This window comes from Pseudomonas sp. yb_2, assembly GCF_043103905.1.
GTDB classification, from domain to species: domain Bacteria; phylum Pseudomonadota; class Gammaproteobacteria; order Pseudomonadales; family Pseudomonadaceae; genus Aquipseudomonas; species Aquipseudomonas alloputida.
Genome location: NZ_JBICKH010000015.1, coordinates 69,251 through 83,752, shown reverse-complemented (window position 1 = coordinate 83,752; position 14,502 = coordinate 69,251). Strand labels below are relative to the sequence as shown.

Below are 14,502 nucleotides of genomic sequence, written 5' to 3'. Positions count from 1 at the left end.
CTTATGCTCCAAAGGTGTTTTTGCTTACAAGGGTTTGCAGCGCAATAACCGCCGCTGCGTTGCTAACTGAGACGCTCAACAGGTTTTCCCGGTCGATGTCTTGGCGCAGCTCTGCGGCCTGCAGGCGCTGTGTATGGTTGTCGAGCACCACGCCAGATCGGCGCGAAGCATCGGCCAAGGCGTCCAACTGCTCCTGACGCTGCAGGCCGAGCAGTTGATCGGCCACTACGGCGGCGGCGTTGCCGACGACTGCGCTGGACAGGTTTTCGCGGTCAGCATCCTGGCGCCGCTCCACCTCCGACATACGCGACAGCAAGCGGGATATCTGCTCGCCTGCCACGCGCTGCCATTGACTTTGCTGGTCGAGCTGGTCCTGCTGCTGCAGGCCGCGCAACTGCTCAGCAATCAACGCCTGCGCTTGCGCCGCCAACGGCCCGGCCAGGCTCAGGCTTAGCCCGGCTTCATTGCTGACAATCGTCACGCTGTCCGCCGGCAACGCTGACAGCGACAGGTCGTAGGCCAGCAGTAAGTCGGTGTCCGCCGACTTATAGGTCAGCGGCTGCGAGGGATCGGACCACACCGCCAGCAGGGTGCCGTCGCTCAGCAGAAAGCCGATTTCCCGCACCCAAAAGGCGCTGTCACCATCGGCCAGGGCGGTCAGGTGCAGCAAGGTGCTGCTCAGGCGCTCGCCGCCGGCAATCGGGTACTTGGCCGTTTGCGCAACCAGGCTTTTCTGGTCGGCCGACGGCGTGTAGCCCGAGGTGCCCAGGGCAATATGGGTGATCTGCGCCGCGATGCCGGTGTTATCGGCGCGCAGGATTGCCGCCAGCCCCGCCTTGGTGAACACAGGTTGTAACGGGGTACTCATAGAACAGCCTCCATCGTGCTGCGCATGACGATTAGGGCGCGGGTCGCACTGGCGACCACAAAGCCGGATTCAGCGTTGATCGGAACGCCCAGGGCCTCGACAGACCGCCGAGAAACGCCGAACGACCGGGTGGCATTGGCGAACTGCAGGCCCTGCACCGCCACATCGATCTGCACCGCCTGGGCATTCATGCTCAGGCGGTGCAGACCGCGACCTCGGGCGGCGTTGGCAAACAGCAGGCCGCCGTCGAAGCGCGCTCCCAGGCGAAACTCGTAGTGGCTGCGCTCGTTCTTTGCCGCGTCGACCAAGGCGCGCAAGCGCTCGCCCAATTGCGGCGAGATAATTGAGCCCTCCCCCTCGCGGTTCTCGTTCGCCCAGGCTGTGACCTGGAACGTGTACGGCGCCGCGTTCGGGATTTGGTGCCACTCCTTGAAATCCGCGTTGACCCGCACCGCCTTGAGCACCCGCCGGATCGCGCCGACGGTGCCCTTGGTCTTATGAACCGGGATCGCCTCGCGGACCAGCTCGCGGCGCTGGGCGTTGGTGTTGGCCGCCTCCCAGCCCTCGACCTTCCAGGCCCAGCCGAGCCATGGCAGGAAGTCCGGCGGGCAGCGCGTCGAGTCGGCAACCCCCCGAATGATTTCCGGGTCTATGCCCTGCTCGCTGGCCTGCTCCAGTGCGCGCTCCAGCAGCGTGGCGTTATGCGGTAGCAGACTCATGTCGCCACCTGGGTAGTCAGCGCGATTGATGTGCAGTTGGGGTAATGCCGCTTGTCACACACGACGCCTTCGGTCGGGTGCACCAGGTCGACCTGGCTAATGCCCGTTACGTGTAACGCCGCGTAGATCGCTGACAGCGGCAACTGCCCCTCCAGGCGCCGCGCTTCGGCAATGGCCGCATCCAGGCCTTTCCGGGCGGACGCCTTGACGACCGCCGGGTCTGGCCCTGCCTCAACGTGCAGGACCGCCTGCACCTGGAAGTCGCTCGGGGCGCCCACCTGGACGCGCGGACGATCAGTGACCGGTCGCACGCTCTCGGCCGACAGCGCCGCCTGCACCGTGGCCACCAGCTCCGCCGGCAGCGTGGTGCTGTCCAGCCTCGGCAGGATGGCCAGCGATACGTCGCCGGGCAGCGGATTGACCAAGCCGGCGTCGTAGTCGCAGACCACCACAATGGCCCCGGCCGGCAGCTGTGCCTTAACCGCGGCGTCGAGCGCGACCCCGGAAAACCGGGGCGAATCGACCGACACATTGGTCAGCTCGGCCGAGGCAGTCAGGCCGTGGTACTCATACGCGCCGCGACTGCCGGCAACGGACAGCGCCTCAAGCGACAGCCGCGTGCGATAGCGCAGCGCCTCGTCGTCTTCCATCACCGCCTCAACAGGCGGCACCGCGTCAGGATCGGCCGCTCGAATGGTCAGCCGCTTCACACCGTAATCGGCGGCGCGGTTGTCCAGGTCGCCGCGCTTGGCATAAGCCAGCAAGCTGGCCTTGGCCGCCGCGTTGACCCGCGCGCGCATCAGCAGCTCACGATAGGCCATGACCTCCATCAACTTGACGACTGGGTCGGACTCCAACAGCGCCGTCCACTGGTCGTCCATGTGACTGCGGAAGATACCCAGCACTTCCTGATACAGCGTTTCAAACTCAAGGGTTTCCACCACGTCGGGCGGCGGGAGCAAAGAAAGATCAATCATGCAGTCACCTCCAAGACAACCGCGTTGCCCAGGTACTGGCCCATCAGCTGCAGGCCGATCTGGCCATCGAGCACGGAAACCACCTTCACCCGCTCCAGCCGTAAACGCGGCTCCCAGCGGCCTAGGGCACGGGCCACCTCGGCCTGCACGGCACTTTTCCAGCCCTCGTTAACCGGCAGGTCGACAAAGCGGCGCAGGTGGCTGCCGTACTCCGGCCGCATGCGCCGACTGCCCACGGGGGTCGTCAGAATGTCCTCAATCGACTGTTTCAGGTGATCGAGGCCCGAAAGTGGCTGGCCGGTTCGCCGATCCAGGCCAATCATGGTTAGCCGTCCAGGCGCTGCAGGTCGGCGTGGCCACCCAGGAACGCCAGCGCCTCGGCGTCGTCGGCCTGAACAGTCACGCGGCCAGCCAGCACCTTGAACTCGCGCAGGTCGTCACCGGCCTGCAGGAACAACGAGCGCGAGGTGAAGGCGCTATCGGTGAAGGTCACACCGGCCGGCGTAGCGGCCGCAAGGGCGGTGTCAGTGCCGTCGGCACCAGGTACAACTGCGGATTCGTCCGCATTCGCAGCCGCGTCAGTCGCGGCGGTTTTCTTGACTGCCATAAGTGATGCTCCAGAAAAGACAAAGCCCGCGAGAGCGGGCTGTCAGTGTTTGTGGTTGGCTGTGTTGCCGGCGGTGTCGATGATTTTCCCGAGGCCGAGAATGTCGCCCGTTACGCGTAACGGCCCGTCGATCTGCACGGCGCCCTGCAAGGTGATCAGGGTTGCCTTAGCCGTGATGCTCTCGGCCTCGGCGCTGATCGCGATGGACTTGGCGGTGATCGCGTCGTCGGTAACCATCGCCTTGCTGCTGCCGACCTCGATGTTGACCGTGCCGGTTGGCAGCTTGATGGTGTAGCTCTTGGCCGCCCAGTCGTAGACCAGGGAGCCGCCATCATCGAACCGCCACACCTCGACATGGTCGCGGTTGTCCGGCGGTGCGCCGGCGTTGCCGTACAGGCCAGGAACGAACGTCCCTTGCGCCGGCTCGCCGCTCGGGCTCACCAGTACTCCCTGCTCACCCATGCTCGGCGCACGCCAGTGGCGGGCCTTGCCGGCGGCAACGGAGTGCCAGCGCACCCAGGCGCTGGTCCAGTCGCCACCATCGGACACCCGCACCCTGGCGGCCGCCAGGTCCACCCCCACGACGTAACAAGGGATCACCAGGCCGGCCATCATGCGGTCCATCTGCGCGAGCGGGTAACTCATGCCATGGCCTCCGGTGACTGATAACTTCCCTCATTGCCTGGACCGCTGTCCGGGTCGATGGCGAATACCAGCGAGCCCGGCGCCTCGTTCTCCCAGGGCCACTCGGTTTCGCCCAGGTAAACGTCCTGCTGCCATTGCACCGCCCAGCCGACGCAGCGGGCCAGCTCGGGCACAAACTCCGCCGGCATGGCCTGCACGTTCTCAGTCGGGCCGACAAAGTCGACCGCCCAATACTGCAGCTGCAGCACCTTCATCAGCTTGCTGGCCAGAATGGCCGCCTGCAGCGGCGCCAGGGCGCGGCTGGACTCCAGCAACACCAGCGCCTCAAACGTCACTGTGAGGCACAGGCGCCCGTCACCTGGATCATTGCCGGGGGCAAAATTGGTTGCCGCGTACAGCAACGCCGGCAGCTTCATGCCCTCTTTGATCAGCTTTGGGTAAGCCTCGACCAGCTGGAACTGAGGCAGCTCCGCCTGCAGGGTCGCGGTCATCGCGTCATGCAACTGCTTTAACTCGCTGGGGATAACCGGCGGCTCATCAGAAGATATCGGCGGTTCTTGCATGCTTCACCTCCAGCACCAGGGCAACCATGCCGTCGCCGGTAGCTTCTGGCCGTACCACGGTATATGGACCACCGCCCTCATGGGACGGCAGTTCGATGGTCAGGGCGGCGCCCCTGGGCAGACGCTCGGCGTCAGCCGACAGCACCGTAAACCGTGGCTCGTCCAGCTCAGCCGCGTCGATGCCTTTGGCCGCACGCTTGCTGCCCAACTGGGGATCGAGGGACGGGTTATCGAAAAGGCCCAACACCTCGGTGCCGTCCTCCAGCGTTGCGCGGTCACCCACACGGACAAGCGCCCGGACGGTGCGCGCTGCCATCCGCTCGCGCATGCTCGTGCGGTCCATCACTGCACGATCAGCACAGAGGCGAAGCCGTTGACCACATTGCTGGTCAGCTTGCCGAACGGCTTGGATTCCGCGGTTTCCGGTGGCACCAGCTGGCCATCCAGAACATTGACCTTGCTGCCAACCAGCATGCCGGCGGCGGCCGGCGCATCCCATTCGCCCTCGGTCTGGTAAGTGATGATTGCGCCTTTAGACCCGCTTTGTAGCGGCATCACCGCCAGGTCACCAATCACCTGGGGGATACCGGCAGTCGACCCGCCGGTTGGTGCGGGCAGGGTCACGGTCCGGCCATTGCTCACATAGTTGGTACTCATGGTTTCTCATGCTCCAGAAACAACAAACCCCGCAAGCGCGGGGTGTTATGGGTAACGCCGGGGCGGTCAGTTCGCGCCGGTCGACTTGTTCAGGCCACGGGCATCGAGCGCCGAAACGCCGGCGTCGATTCGCACCTTGGTGGCCATGCCATCGCTGGTGAAGCCTTCGTGCGTCTCGAAATACGGCTGCTCGATGCCGTCCAGGTAGGCCACTTCGATAGTGTCCGAACCTTGCTTGGCGGCCATGTAGTAAGCACTGGCGGATGCCGCGTCCAGGCGCGGTTCACCGATCACCTTGGCGAAACCGCGAATCGGGTTATCGATTCCGGCGTTGCTGTCAGTGCCCGGTGCCGATGCCGAGTTGATGATTTGCTTGGCCTTGTCTTCCAGCGCCACCGGGGTAATCACATAGGCCGGCTGGATGTTCAGCGGACGAGCCTTGGCGCCCTTGGCCACGACGGCCTGCTGCAGGCGCATGGCGGTCTTGGCAGCGCTCAGGGCCTCCAGCGACAGCTTGGAGCCAGCGCCGAACAGGTTGTTACGGGACGCGTCGAACAGCGGTTTCCCGTCACTCATCTTCGGGCTGTCGATCAGAAGGGCATACACCAGGTCACCAATTGTCGCCCGCGCCGCCTGCCCCATCAGGGCAGGAATGCGCGTCAGCGCGTCGAGGTCGTCGTTGATGATGGCCTGGCGGTTGATGCTGAAAATCTCGCCGTAGGTGGCCAGTTGGATAGTCTCCCCGGTATCGCCCAGGGTGATGTGCTTGTACTCCGCCCCCGGCTTCACCTCACGCAGCGACGAGAACTGACCCAGGCCTACACGGTTGGAAACCTTGAAGTCACCGAGACGGCCCTTCTTGGTCCACAGGTGATAGGTTTCTTCTGCTTCCTCCCACCCCGTCAGCAGCGACTTGTAAGCAGCATCCATCAGGATGCGGCCGAAGTCGCTGGAAGTGTGAGTGAAGGCCATGCCGACCATGTTGACGATGTTCTGGCTCGACACGTTGATGCCGCGACCATCCAGCGAAGCACGGGCCAGCTCACGCAGGTTCATGTGGTTGTAGCGGTTGTCCGGTTGCAACTCACCGAGGCCGATCCGGGCGTACAGCGAAGCGCGCACCGAGTCGCCCACCAGGTTGCCGTTGGAGACATGACCAGGGTGGCCGAGCGAGCCGGTCGGGGTGGTCGCCTGGCCGATGGCGGCCAGCAGCTTGGCGTTGGCCTGCTCGACGGTGCAGTTGGTGTCGTTCAGGCAGGTATCGCGCAGCGCAGCATGCGCAGCAAACGGGGCGAACGCGGCGGTGATACTGGTACGGCGCGTGGCGTCGGCGGCCAGCACCCGCGCCTGGATTTGCTCGACGGTTTCGACAGGGTTTTGTGGCGGGGCGGCCGGGGGAGTCGCGGGAGGAACGACGGTGGTCGAACCCTGGGGAGCGAAGAACTGTTGGGCTGCAGTGGGCATGTTGATGAAATCCTTATAACGGTTGGAAGTGATTTTGCCGAACGCCTCGACCGGCTCGAGCAGTACGTCGGCAAAGCCCAGGGCGACAGCCTGGGTGCCGGTCATCCAGGTTTCAGCGCTCAGCAGCCCGTCGATTTCCTCGGCGGTCTTGCCGGTCTTCTCGGTGTAGGCGGCTGTCATGCTGGCCCCGAACATATCCAGCTGGTCGGCATAGCTGCGCATGGCCTCGGCGTTGCCACCCTGAATGCCCCATGGCTTGTGAATCATGATCATGGCGTTGGCCGGAATGCGGACCTCGTCGCACGCCATCAACACCACGCTGCCCATGCTCGCCGCCAGCGCCACGACGGCGCCGACTTTGCGGGCCTTGTGGTGCTTGAGCAGGTTGTAGATGGCCATCCCTTCGAACACCGCGCCGCCGGGACAATTGATGCGCAGATTGATCTGTGACACGTCACCGAGCGCGCGCAGATCGTTGGCGAACTGCTGCGCGGTGATGCCCTCGGCGCCGATTTCGCCGAACAGGTCCAGCTCCACGCTGCCGACTTGAACGCCGGCGCGCATGCTGTACCAGCTACTCGCCGGATTGGTTGCCGGCCCCGTCGACCCTTGTGGAGCCATCCACATCGGCGGGCTCGTTGTTGCCATCGGTTGGTTCATTTCCTTGCTTTACCCCGTAGGTCTGGTGGTAGTAATCCGAGCTGAAAACCAGCCCGGCCTCCCGGTTCTGCTGGATTTCCGCCGTGCGGGATGCCTTGAGTTCCGAGGGATTGCGTTGACGCGAGCGCGCCACCTCGGCCTCGTCGGCAAAGCCGGCTTTGACCAGAAGTTCCCACGCGGTCGCCTCATGCACTGGATTGATCCAGGGCATGACAGGCCCCTGATAAAACGCGCCGTAGAGCGTCAGGGGGTTAACCTCTGGTGGCAGTTTGAGGTGACCACCCATGACCGCCATTCGCAGCCAGGCGCGGTAAACCGGCCGGCACCAGTAGTCGATGAATTCGTGCTGCAGCAGGTCGTAGCCCAGCTGGCCCTCGACCAGCTCTTGGCGTTGCGCCGAATAAGTGCCGTCGTAGCTGCGGGCCACGCTCGAATAGGTGCTGCGCGCACCGGCGGCAATGGCTTTGAGCTGGCCATTGCGGAACCCTTCAAGGAACGGGTTAGGGCGGTTGCTCTCAATCGTGCCCACTTCCTCGCCGGGCAACAGGTTGTCGAACACCATGCCCGGCGCGAAGTTGAACGACCGCTGCGCTTGCTCCTGCCCCTTACCGGGCAAGATGTAGTCATCGGGGGTGCCCTTCTTGACGTACATGACCAGCGCGGCACTGATCCGCGCGGCCACCCGTTCGCTTTCCTCGTAATCCTTGATATCCGCCAAGCGGATCAGGACCGAATGCAGCAGCGGAACGCCCCGGTTTTGTCCAATGCGCTTGCGGTGGGCAATGTGAATCATCTGCTCGGCCGGCACGCGCTTGGTGCTTTGTGCAAAGTTCAGCGCCCCCAGACTGCCGGGGTGCTGCTTGAGCAGGTGATAGGCCTTCACCCGACGCCACGCATTGCGCTCAACGCCCTGGACAATGCCATTGCCAAAATCGTTGTAACCGATTGGCAGGTAATCCGGCTCCAGCAACTCCAGGGCAAAGGGTACGCTGGTCAGATGCTCATAGCCGGGCACGCTGCCCTGCAGCATCTGCGCCAGGGCCTCACCGTCACGCAACCAGGTGCGGCACACCAGGCGCTCAACCTGCGGCCGGGTCAGCTCGCCGGAAGCCTCGGGCTTGAGCGACCATTCCGCCCAAGCCGCCTTGATCGCTGCAGCAAACGCAGTGTGCACCGTACCGTCATAACGCAATGGGATAGGCTCCACAGCGATACCGGGGCCACCCACCACCCGCTCATCAAGACGATCAAATACGCCAGTGACAAGGTCATGGTTTTCTTCCAAGGCGCGGATTTGCTCACGCATGGATTGCAGCGCCGGCTGCAGAGCCGCGTCAGCGCTGCGGGTCTCGCGTATCGCCTTATGGATCCGGGAGGGCTTGGCGGCCTCGTAGGCCATGATCACGCTACGGGCGTGCATGCGCTCCAAGGCCTTCTTGGGCGCCCAGGGCGCAATGGCCCGGTCCAGCAGCTCCCCGATCATCCGAACACCGCCAGGGAATGCCCCGAACGGCCCTTGCGGGCCTCGGCCGATACCCGGCGCTCCCACTCCAGTCGGCCTGCGCGAATCTGCGGAAGCTCCGCCATCGTCATGCGTCGGCCGTTGATCTGTACGTCTTTACCACCCTCCAGCAGGTCGCGCTCGGCCTGCAGGTAAATATCGACCATGTCCTGCGCAGTTGTTACAGCCATCCGCTGCCTCCTGTATTGATCCAATCGCCGCTGGCGGGTTGGGGTTGGGATTCCGGCTCAGACGCAGGCGCCGGTGCCGGCAACTCAGCCGGTGACGGCTGCGCCTCCGGCTGGGGCGCGTCGTCTTCGTCGTCTTCGACTTCCCATACCCCGGTGTCGGGGTTCTGGCTGGCCAACAGATCGAGGTCCAGGCCGAACCGCTGCTGACTGATACGCAGCGCGGCCAGGGCATACACGGCGCAATCGAGCGCTTCGTTACGGCGGCCGCCGGCATCCCAGCGCATGACGCGCCGGCCCTTGATTACCGCCCATTTCTTGCGCTCGCTGGTCAGTTGTTGCAGCTCGTTTTCGTCACAAATCAGCTCGTCGGCTGGCAGGTGGATGCAACCAGGCACCGGGCGCAGCCCGTCCGGCTGCAGCTTCAAGCGGCTGTAAATCAGCTCCTTGGCGTTGTCCGTGCCGACCTCGGTCAGGTAGACCTTGCTGCGCTTGTCTTTCTTGCGCGGGAAGTTGGCAATGGGCTTGCCGTAGGTGCTGGCCCCGAAAATCGGGATCACCCACTGGACGCCATGCTTGCGGCTCTCCGCGCGCACTTCGTCGGAGTAGTGGCCGCCCGAGTCCCAACACCAGCGTTCCACGCGCATGACCGTGCCGTCAGCGCGCTTGAAATGACGGTGAATCTCACGCCCCACTTTGCGCCGCAGTTCAATGCTGGCCGGGTCGCCAGTGAGAATAAACCGGTGCACCAACCACGCTTCCTCGCCCGGGCCGTAAGCCCAAACCCGGCCCTCGTAGCGGTCGTCTTGGGTGTCGATACCACCGAACAATGCCACCGCCCTGGCGGGCACTTCGCCGAACACCTCGCGGCGGTCGCGCAGCTGCTCCCAGTCGAGTTTTTCGCCCTGGTCTTCCTCCCACACCTCCCCTAGGGTGGTATTGACGAAGGTTTTCAGCTTGCCTCGGTCCTTGCCGACCTTCACAAAGTCGGTGGCGATATCCACCCAAGTGGTGAAGGTTGAATAGCCCGTCCAGACGCTGAAAGTCACCGAACGCGGCGTTACGGTCGGCTCCCCCGAGGCGTCGAACCACTCCATGCTGTCGCGGGTCCAGATACCCGAACGCTCGCACACCCAGCAGCCCGACTCGGCGGCCGCCGTGACCATTTCGTGATACTCGAAAGTGCCACCCTGGCAATGCGGGCACAGATACCATGCCGCCTCGACTTCTTGGCGGTCATTGACTCGCCACTTGATACCCGACGGCTCGTCCTTGCCACCCCACTGCAATACCAGTTCGGTGCCGCAGCAAGGCGCCTTGATGTTGAACCGCAGGTCGTGGGACGACTCGATGGCGGCGCGGGTAATCTGGCATTTCTCGGCCTCGGTCGGCGTCGAACCGCGTATCGATTTCTTGAAAGTGGCCCCTTCCAGGCGCTTGTCCCCCAGGAAGGTCGGGGCGCCCTCGCCTTCGATATCCTCGTCAAATTTTGACAGTTCGTCGTAAATGACGGTGTCCGGGCTTTTCTCCCGGTAGTTGCGGGCCGCCTTGCCACCCAGGCACCACAGCATTTTGCGGTTGGCAAAACACTTGGCCTCCAGGGTGTTGTCGCGGTGCTTCATGCCGTACCAGGGCGCCAGTTCGAGCACCACCGGCACATCACGAATCATGCCCTCAATGTGCCGCTTCATGACGCCCTCGGCGTCCCCCTCGGTCGGGCAGTACATCAGCACATTGCGTTTCTTGTGCTGGATCAGGTAGCCGATGAACGCCATCAGCATCTTGGTGTAGCCAAGGCGCGCCGACTTGACGAAGTTGACTTCGCGGATCAGGTCATTGCCCATCGCATTGAGGATGGCCACCTGAAACGGTGCGGTTGTCCATCGACCTTCCTGATAGGAAGACTCCGACGACAGGTAAAAATGCTTGTCCGCCCATTCGACAACTGTCATCGGCGGCTCTTTGAACAACGCCGACAGGCCTACGCGAACCGCGTTAGCCAGATTCGTCATCCATGGCTGAAAGGAACTCATCAAGAATCTCCGGTAATCGCTGATCGAGGCTTGCCGCTTCGTTACGCGTAACGGCCACCTCGCGCTGTACCGCTTCCAGATGGCGAGGCTCGATGTCGGGGTGCTTGCGCTTGACCTTGGTATGCACGGTGTCGAGGGTCGACCCGATCAAGTTGACCAGGCGGCTGATGGCAAACGTCATGAATTCGGCCGGCACCAAGTTGCGGCGCTTGACCTCGTTTCGCATCGCCTGGGCGTCGGCCTGCTCCTTGGTCAGGCGCAAACGCTCCTGCAGCAGCTTCGCCTCGGCCAGGGGGTCGATATCGTCACCGCCGAGTTGTTGTTTCCCGCTTTGGTGCTGCAGGCGGTTATCCACCACCGAACGAACGTCGTAAAACGACTCGCGGCCGATCTTGGCGACCGGCTCGACGCCCCATTTGTCAAAGGCTTGAACCGAAATCCCGAGGCTTTCGGCCATGCGTTTTTTGTTCAGCCAGAACGGCTGTCGGGTAATCGTTGGATTTGTCATGGACTAAACAACAACCAACCTCCGAATTTGGGTCATACATAGCGAAAAGGCGGGGCCCGAATTACCCCCTAGCGCCGGCGGGTCCGGGAGGACCCATTGAGCGGGGGGTAGGTTGTGCCGGGCGCCAGGCCACGCCTCGCGCGACCTCATTTCGCGGTCAGGATTGCCTCGCGCAGGGCTCGGGCCAGCTCGGCCTGCCCGTGCGTCTTGGCGATGTTTTCGCCGATCTTGAAGAACGGAAAGATCACGCGGTATTGCGGGACGCCGTCGGTGTAAATGAATGCCGGTTTCACGCCCTCGCCGAACGCGGAAGCCTTGCGCTCCCAGATGCCCGACTCATTGCCGACCGTGCCGACGAAATAACGCTCGGCATTGCCCTTGCGCCGGCTGCGCTGGCTGCCCGTGGCGTTGGCCTGATAGCCGCGCCGGCTCTCGGCAGCGCCCAGGCCGGAAAGGATGCGGGTCATCACCCCGCGCGAGACGTTGCCGTATTGGTTCAACAGGCCACGATTGGGCACCGCGTACTGCCCGGCCTTCATCAGGCCCTGGGCGATCAGTGATTTCTCAAAACGCTTGTGCGGTCGAGCGCCACCCTGCACCGCCTGCTGCAGGTAGGTGTCAGCGGGAATGCCGGTGGTCCAGGAATCCTTGAACCAGACTTTCGCACCGCGACTCTTGGTCGCCGCCTGGACAAACAGGCTGCGCAGGGTGGTCGGCGTCGGCCGGTCCAGGCGCTTGGCCATGACCTGGGTGATGCCCGGCTTGATGCGATGGGTGGCCAGGCGCGTTTGCGCGAGCAGCAGGGCAAACGGAATCTGCTTGCGCTGAATGTCCGATATTTCCCGGGCCAGCGGGACGCTATTTATATCCAACTTCAGGTCAATCATGACCAGCCCTCACCGTTCCTCGCTGAAAACCCCGGCGCGCTTGGCCAAGAACTGCGTGTATAGGCCACCGGCGACATCGGCTCCAATCACGGCAATGACAATCCCAAGGCCAGCTGCAAGATAGAGATTGCTCCAGAGGGCCATGGCCAACAGCAGCGTGGCCATGCCGAGCAGCCCTGACGCGAGAAACCGCAGAGCCACTCGTTGCAGGATCTGACGCAGACTTAGGTCGGCGCCCGAAGCACGCAACATCTCACCGGACAAACCCGCCATGCTCAGCAGCACCAACAGCCACAAGGGCACATCAGCGAGCGCCTGATGCTCGTTGTTCATCTGCATTCCTCTGATAAGGTCGGCTCCTACGTCACTGGCATCCGCTGGAAGCTAGGAGCAGGCGTAGGGCCGAAAACGAAAAAGCCCCACATGATGGCGGGGCTTGAGAATGGGCACAAAAAACCCGGCTCAGGGCCGGGCTCTACAAAGCGTCACGCTGCGTTCACAGCAACACACGCTGCTATGAAAACAGAACTATTCCGCGCGGAAAAGTAAAAATTTGCTGGATTCCTTCCTATCTTGGCTTAGTGATTACTTACCCTGAGCCTCCTGACGCTAACCTGAATGGTGCCGCACGCCATCAGACAGATAAGGCTTACGACGTTCCTAGTACAGTCTCTACTCTGCCATGATGCGGTCGTACCGATTCTGACAATAACCGCACGTCCCTTCAGAATACTGACGTTCGTCTATAGAAAGCGACTCTTCACACCACTCGCAATGTGTGTATTCGAACTCATAGAAACATGCGGCGCATTTGTTCTCTTCCACTAGCAACGAGTCATAACCACACTCTGGGCATACACAAGTAGCTGGTTCCCCACCTTTCCTCACGTTCCAATGATTGAACCCAGCCAAGCTGGCCTCAACTGCAGGCCCTACAACTTGGCAATATAATGATTCACATTGACAGCTTTGGCATAGGAAGCTAATCGAATCACGTTGCGCTGAAGTATCTACCACTTTAATAAGTCGGGACTCACATTCAGGGCAGACCATATGACTGGTAGCATCCCTGACCTCTTGGAACGGCCACTCAACCGACTCCAGGTTTGCTTTGCAGCTTTCCAGTTCAGCATCAAAAAACGTTGCCACACTCAACATCATATCCCAGCACTGTTGACCCAATATCTCCACAGGTCGCTCTTCAAGATGAGGCTCGCAAAACTGTGTAATCAGATGCAGCGAATTTGCGACCGCTTCTTTCATCCGTTCGTTAGGTAGCGGACTGAAATAATGCTCAATGTCATTGCGTATACCCTGAAGCGCAGTGAGAAGCTTCCAGTCAACACCACTCACCCCAAGCGCATTGAGACGCTCGATAATCTCCTGCACTTCTACAGTCTTTTTCCCCTTACCGACCCATACAACTGTCCCATTTGTAGGATCGACAGCAGGTAGGACTTTAGTTTTCAGCAATGCCTCGTCAGAACCCGCCGGACTCAACTGTTGGAGCTTATACTTGAACAACAGCAGAATACCGGCATATAGATTTCGGATGGCAGAAAGTAATCGCCGCTCATCCTCCTCATGAAAGTCTTCCATTCCAATCTGAATAGACTGCACAGCGTTATCGAGCATTGACATATTGTACACCGCCCTCGGCATTCTCCGACTGGCACAGGATAGCTGAGAATTACTGTTTTCTTCCAGCCTCTCTACATCAGCCAGGCGTGTGGTAGGCTAGGCAGAAGTCTGGTATTCGATGCACGCCTAGCGATCAGAACGCGCCTTACGAGACCAAGAGTAAAAGAGTGTCACATTCATGCGATCGAGTATTCATGCCGCTTCGCGCATTACGCTAACAGCGCAATCGATCCACGCTACCCCTGCTCTGGCTAATTCCCTGGCTTTTCCCTCGCTGATTCCAAAGTGCTTACCAACCCGCAACATTGGCCATTTCGCCCCGTAGTACAGCCAGATAATGTCTCCCATCTGTGAGTCTCGGTGCGCAAGCCTCGCCACGGCACTGTCGATAGCGAGCGCCCAGTCGTCAGTGATGCAGTAGTTTCGACTGGCGGATACCTGCGGCATGGCCTTATGCATCACAGCCAACGTGGGCGACACGCAAGTAGGCACGCCCGCTCCATCCATCCGCCACCACCCCCACTGCTCCAGCAAATACTCGGTGTCACCCAACGGACGGCCGGCTGGTTTACGAATCATCATGG

Annotated in this window: 18 protein-coding genes; all 18 read right to left on the bottom strand. The window is 61.9% G+C overall.

Features of this window, described 5'->3' with window-relative positions:
- Position 1 precedes the first annotated feature (1 nt).
- Positions 2 to 868, bottom strand: a complete 867-nt coding sequence (locus tag ACF8FB_RS03290) for a phage tail protein (protein ID WP_330142790.1) — start codon at positions 866 to 868, stop codon at positions 2 to 4.
- Positions 865 to 1,587 (bottom strand): phage tail protein I, encoded by a 723-nt coding sequence (locus tag ACF8FB_RS03285; RefSeq protein ID WP_392511025.1) that lies wholly within the window; start codon positions 1,585 to 1,587, stop codon positions 865 to 867. The genes ACF8FB_RS03290 and ACF8FB_RS03285 overlap by 4 nt, the downstream gene beginning before the upstream one ends.
- On the bottom strand, positions 1,584 to 2,564 hold the full coding sequence (locus ACF8FB_RS03280) for a baseplate J/gp47 family protein (protein WP_392511024.1): 981 nt from the start codon (positions 2,562 to 2,564) through the stop codon (positions 1,584 to 1,586). Before ACF8FB_RS03280 ends, ACF8FB_RS03285 begins: the two co-directional genes overlap by 4 nt.
- Positions 2,561 to 2,887 carry a GPW/gp25 family protein gene (locus tag ACF8FB_RS03275; RefSeq protein WP_330142787.1) on the bottom strand — a complete coding sequence of 109 codons (327 nt, stop codon included), beginning with the start codon at positions 2,885 to 2,887 and terminating at the stop codon, positions 2,561 to 2,563. Before ACF8FB_RS03275 ends, ACF8FB_RS03280 begins: the two co-directional genes overlap by 4 nt.
- Before the next feature lie 2 nt (positions 2,888 to 2,889).
- Entirely contained in the window at positions 2,890 to 3,171 is a 282-nt protein-coding gene (locus tag ACF8FB_RS03270; protein ID WP_392511023.1) for a hypothetical protein, read from the bottom strand.
- 42 nt (positions 3,172 to 3,213) lie between these two features.
- Positions 3,214 to 3,816 carry a phage baseplate assembly protein V gene (locus ACF8FB_RS03265; protein ID WP_330142785.1) on the bottom strand — a complete coding sequence of 201 codons (603 nt, stop codon included), beginning with the start codon at positions 3,814 to 3,816 and terminating at the stop codon, positions 3,214 to 3,216.
- Positions 3,813 to 4,379, bottom strand: a complete 567-nt coding sequence (locus ACF8FB_RS03260; protein WP_330142784.1) for a hypothetical protein — start codon at positions 4,377 to 4,379, stop codon at positions 3,813 to 3,815. The genes ACF8FB_RS03265 and ACF8FB_RS03260 overlap by 4 nt, the downstream gene beginning before the upstream one ends.
- Positions 4,354 to 4,722 carry a hypothetical protein gene (locus tag ACF8FB_RS03255; protein ID WP_330142783.1) on the bottom strand — a complete coding sequence of 123 codons (369 nt, stop codon included), beginning with the start codon at positions 4,720 to 4,722 and terminating at the stop codon, positions 4,354 to 4,356. Before ACF8FB_RS03255 ends, ACF8FB_RS03260 begins: the two co-directional genes overlap by 26 nt.
- Positions 4,722 to 5,036 carry a hypothetical protein gene (locus ACF8FB_RS03250; protein WP_232858956.1) on the bottom strand — a complete coding sequence of 105 codons (315 nt, stop codon included), beginning with the start codon at positions 5,034 to 5,036 and terminating at the stop codon, positions 4,722 to 4,724. The genes ACF8FB_RS03255 and ACF8FB_RS03250 overlap by 1 nt, the downstream gene beginning before the upstream one ends.
- Before the next feature lie 66 nt (positions 5,037 to 5,102).
- Positions 5,103 to 7,148, bottom strand: coding sequence for a ClpP-like prohead protease/major capsid protein fusion protein (locus tag ACF8FB_RS03245; RefSeq protein ID WP_392511022.1), 2,046 nt, complete (start codon positions 7,146 to 7,148; stop codon positions 5,103 to 5,105).
- Positions 7,075 to 8,643, bottom strand: a complete 1,569-nt coding sequence (locus ACF8FB_RS03240; protein WP_392511021.1) for a phage portal protein — start codon at positions 8,641 to 8,643, stop codon at positions 7,075 to 7,077. Before ACF8FB_RS03240 ends, ACF8FB_RS03245 begins: the two co-directional genes overlap by 74 nt.
- Positions 8,640 to 8,852 (bottom strand): primosomal replication protein PriB/PriC domain protein, encoded by a 213-nt coding sequence (locus tag ACF8FB_RS03235; RefSeq protein WP_232858960.1) that lies wholly within the window; start codon positions 8,850 to 8,852, stop codon positions 8,640 to 8,642. The genes ACF8FB_RS03240 and ACF8FB_RS03235 overlap by 4 nt, the downstream gene beginning before the upstream one ends.
- Positions 8,843 to 10,882 carry a phage terminase large subunit family protein gene (locus ACF8FB_RS03230; RefSeq protein WP_392511020.1) on the bottom strand — a complete coding sequence of 680 codons (2,040 nt, stop codon included), beginning with the start codon at positions 10,880 to 10,882 and terminating at the stop codon, positions 8,843 to 8,845. The genes ACF8FB_RS03235 and ACF8FB_RS03230 overlap by 10 nt, the downstream gene beginning before the upstream one ends.
- Positions 10,845 to 11,390 (bottom strand): terminase small subunit, encoded by a 546-nt coding sequence (locus ACF8FB_RS03225; RefSeq protein ID WP_330142778.1) that lies wholly within the window; start codon positions 11,388 to 11,390, stop codon positions 10,845 to 10,847. Before ACF8FB_RS03225 ends, ACF8FB_RS03230 begins: the two co-directional genes overlap by 38 nt.
- Positions 11,391 to 11,536: 146 nt before the next feature.
- Positions 11,537 to 12,277: a hypothetical protein gene (locus ACF8FB_RS03220; protein WP_392511019.1), complete on the bottom strand. Its 741-nt coding sequence runs from the start codon at positions 12,275 to 12,277 to the stop codon at positions 11,537 to 11,539.
- A gap of 9 nt (positions 12,278 to 12,286) precedes the next feature.
- A complete protein-coding gene (locus tag ACF8FB_RS03215; protein ID WP_392511018.1) occupies positions 12,287 to 12,610 on the bottom strand; it encodes a phage holin family protein in 324 nt (107 codons plus the stop codon).
- Positions 12,611 to 12,949: 339 nt separating this feature from the next.
- On the bottom strand, positions 12,950 to 13,918 hold the full coding sequence (locus ACF8FB_RS03210; RefSeq protein WP_392511017.1) for a hypothetical protein: 969 nt from the start codon (positions 13,916 to 13,918) through the stop codon (positions 12,950 to 12,952).
- Positions 13,919 to 14,110: 192 nt separating this feature from the next.
- A complete protein-coding gene (locus tag ACF8FB_RS03205) occupies positions 14,111 to 14,500 on the bottom strand; it encodes an antiterminator Q family protein (RefSeq protein WP_392511016.1) in 390 nt (129 codons plus the stop codon).
- Between the last annotated feature and the right edge of the window lie 2 nt (positions 14,501 to 14,502).

Coding starts and splice junctions, on each gene's coding strand:
- ACF8FB_RS03205 (WP_392511016.1), bottom strand. CDS start 14,500: ATGATGATTCGTAAACCAGCCGGCCGTCCGTTGGGTGACACCGAGTAT.
- ACF8FB_RS03285 (WP_392511025.1), bottom strand. CDS start 1,587: ATGAGTCTGCTACCGCATAACGCCACGCTGCTGGAGCGCGCACTGGAG.
- ACF8FB_RS03290 (WP_330142790.1), bottom strand. CDS start 868: ATGAGTACCCCGTTACAACCTGTGTTCACCAAGGCGGGGCTGGCGGCA.
- ACF8FB_RS03225 (WP_330142778.1), bottom strand. CDS start 11,390: ATGACAAATCCAACGATTACCCGACAGCCGTTCTGGCTGAACAAAAAA.
- ACF8FB_RS03220 (WP_392511019.1), bottom strand. CDS start 12,277: ATGATTGACCTGAAGTTGGATATAAATAGCGTCCCGCTGGCCCGGGAA.
- ACF8FB_RS03240 (WP_392511021.1), bottom strand. CDS start 8,643: ATGATCGGGGAGCTGCTGGACCGGGCCATTGCGCCCTGGGCGCCCAAG.
- ACF8FB_RS03230 (WP_392511020.1), bottom strand. CDS start 10,882: ATGAGTTCCTTTCAGCCATGGATGACGAATCTGGCTAACGCGGTTCGC.
- ACF8FB_RS03260 (WP_330142784.1), bottom strand. CDS start 4,379: ATGCAAGAACCGCCGATATCTTCTGATGAGCCGCCGGTTATCCCCAGC.
- ACF8FB_RS03280 (WP_392511024.1), bottom strand. CDS start 2,564: ATGATTGATCTTTCTTTGCTCCCGCCGCCCGACGTGGTGGAAACCCTT.
- ACF8FB_RS03275 (WP_330142787.1), bottom strand. CDS start 2,887: ATGATTGGCCTGGATCGGCGAACCGGCCAGCCACTTTCGGGCCTCGAT.
- ACF8FB_RS03245 (WP_392511022.1), bottom strand. CDS start 7,148: ATGGCAACAACGAGCCCGCCGATGTGGATGGCTCCACAAGGGTCGACG.
- ACF8FB_RS03235 (WP_232858960.1), bottom strand. CDS start 8,852: ATGGCTGTAACAACTGCGCAGGACATGGTCGATATTTACCTGCAGGCC.
- ACF8FB_RS03255 (WP_330142783.1), bottom strand. CDS start 4,722: ATGGACCGCACGAGCATGCGCGAGCGGATGGCAGCGCGCACCGTCCGG.
- ACF8FB_RS03215 (WP_392511018.1), bottom strand. CDS start 12,610: ATGAACAACGAGCATCAGGCGCTCGCTGATGTGCCCTTGTGGCTGTTG.
- ACF8FB_RS03210 (WP_392511017.1), bottom strand. CDS start 13,918: ATGTCAATGCTCGATAACGCTGTGCAGTCTATTCAGATTGGAATGGAA.
- ACF8FB_RS03270 (WP_392511023.1), bottom strand. CDS start 3,171: ATGGCAGTCAAGAAAACCGCCGCGACTGACGCGGCTGCGAATGCGGAC.
- ACF8FB_RS03265 (WP_330142785.1), bottom strand. CDS start 3,816: ATGAGTTACCCGCTCGCGCAGATGGACCGCATGATGGCCGGCCTGGTG.
- ACF8FB_RS03250 (WP_232858956.1), bottom strand. CDS start 5,036: ATGAGTACCAACTATGTGAGCAATGGCCGGACCGTGACCCTGCCCGCA.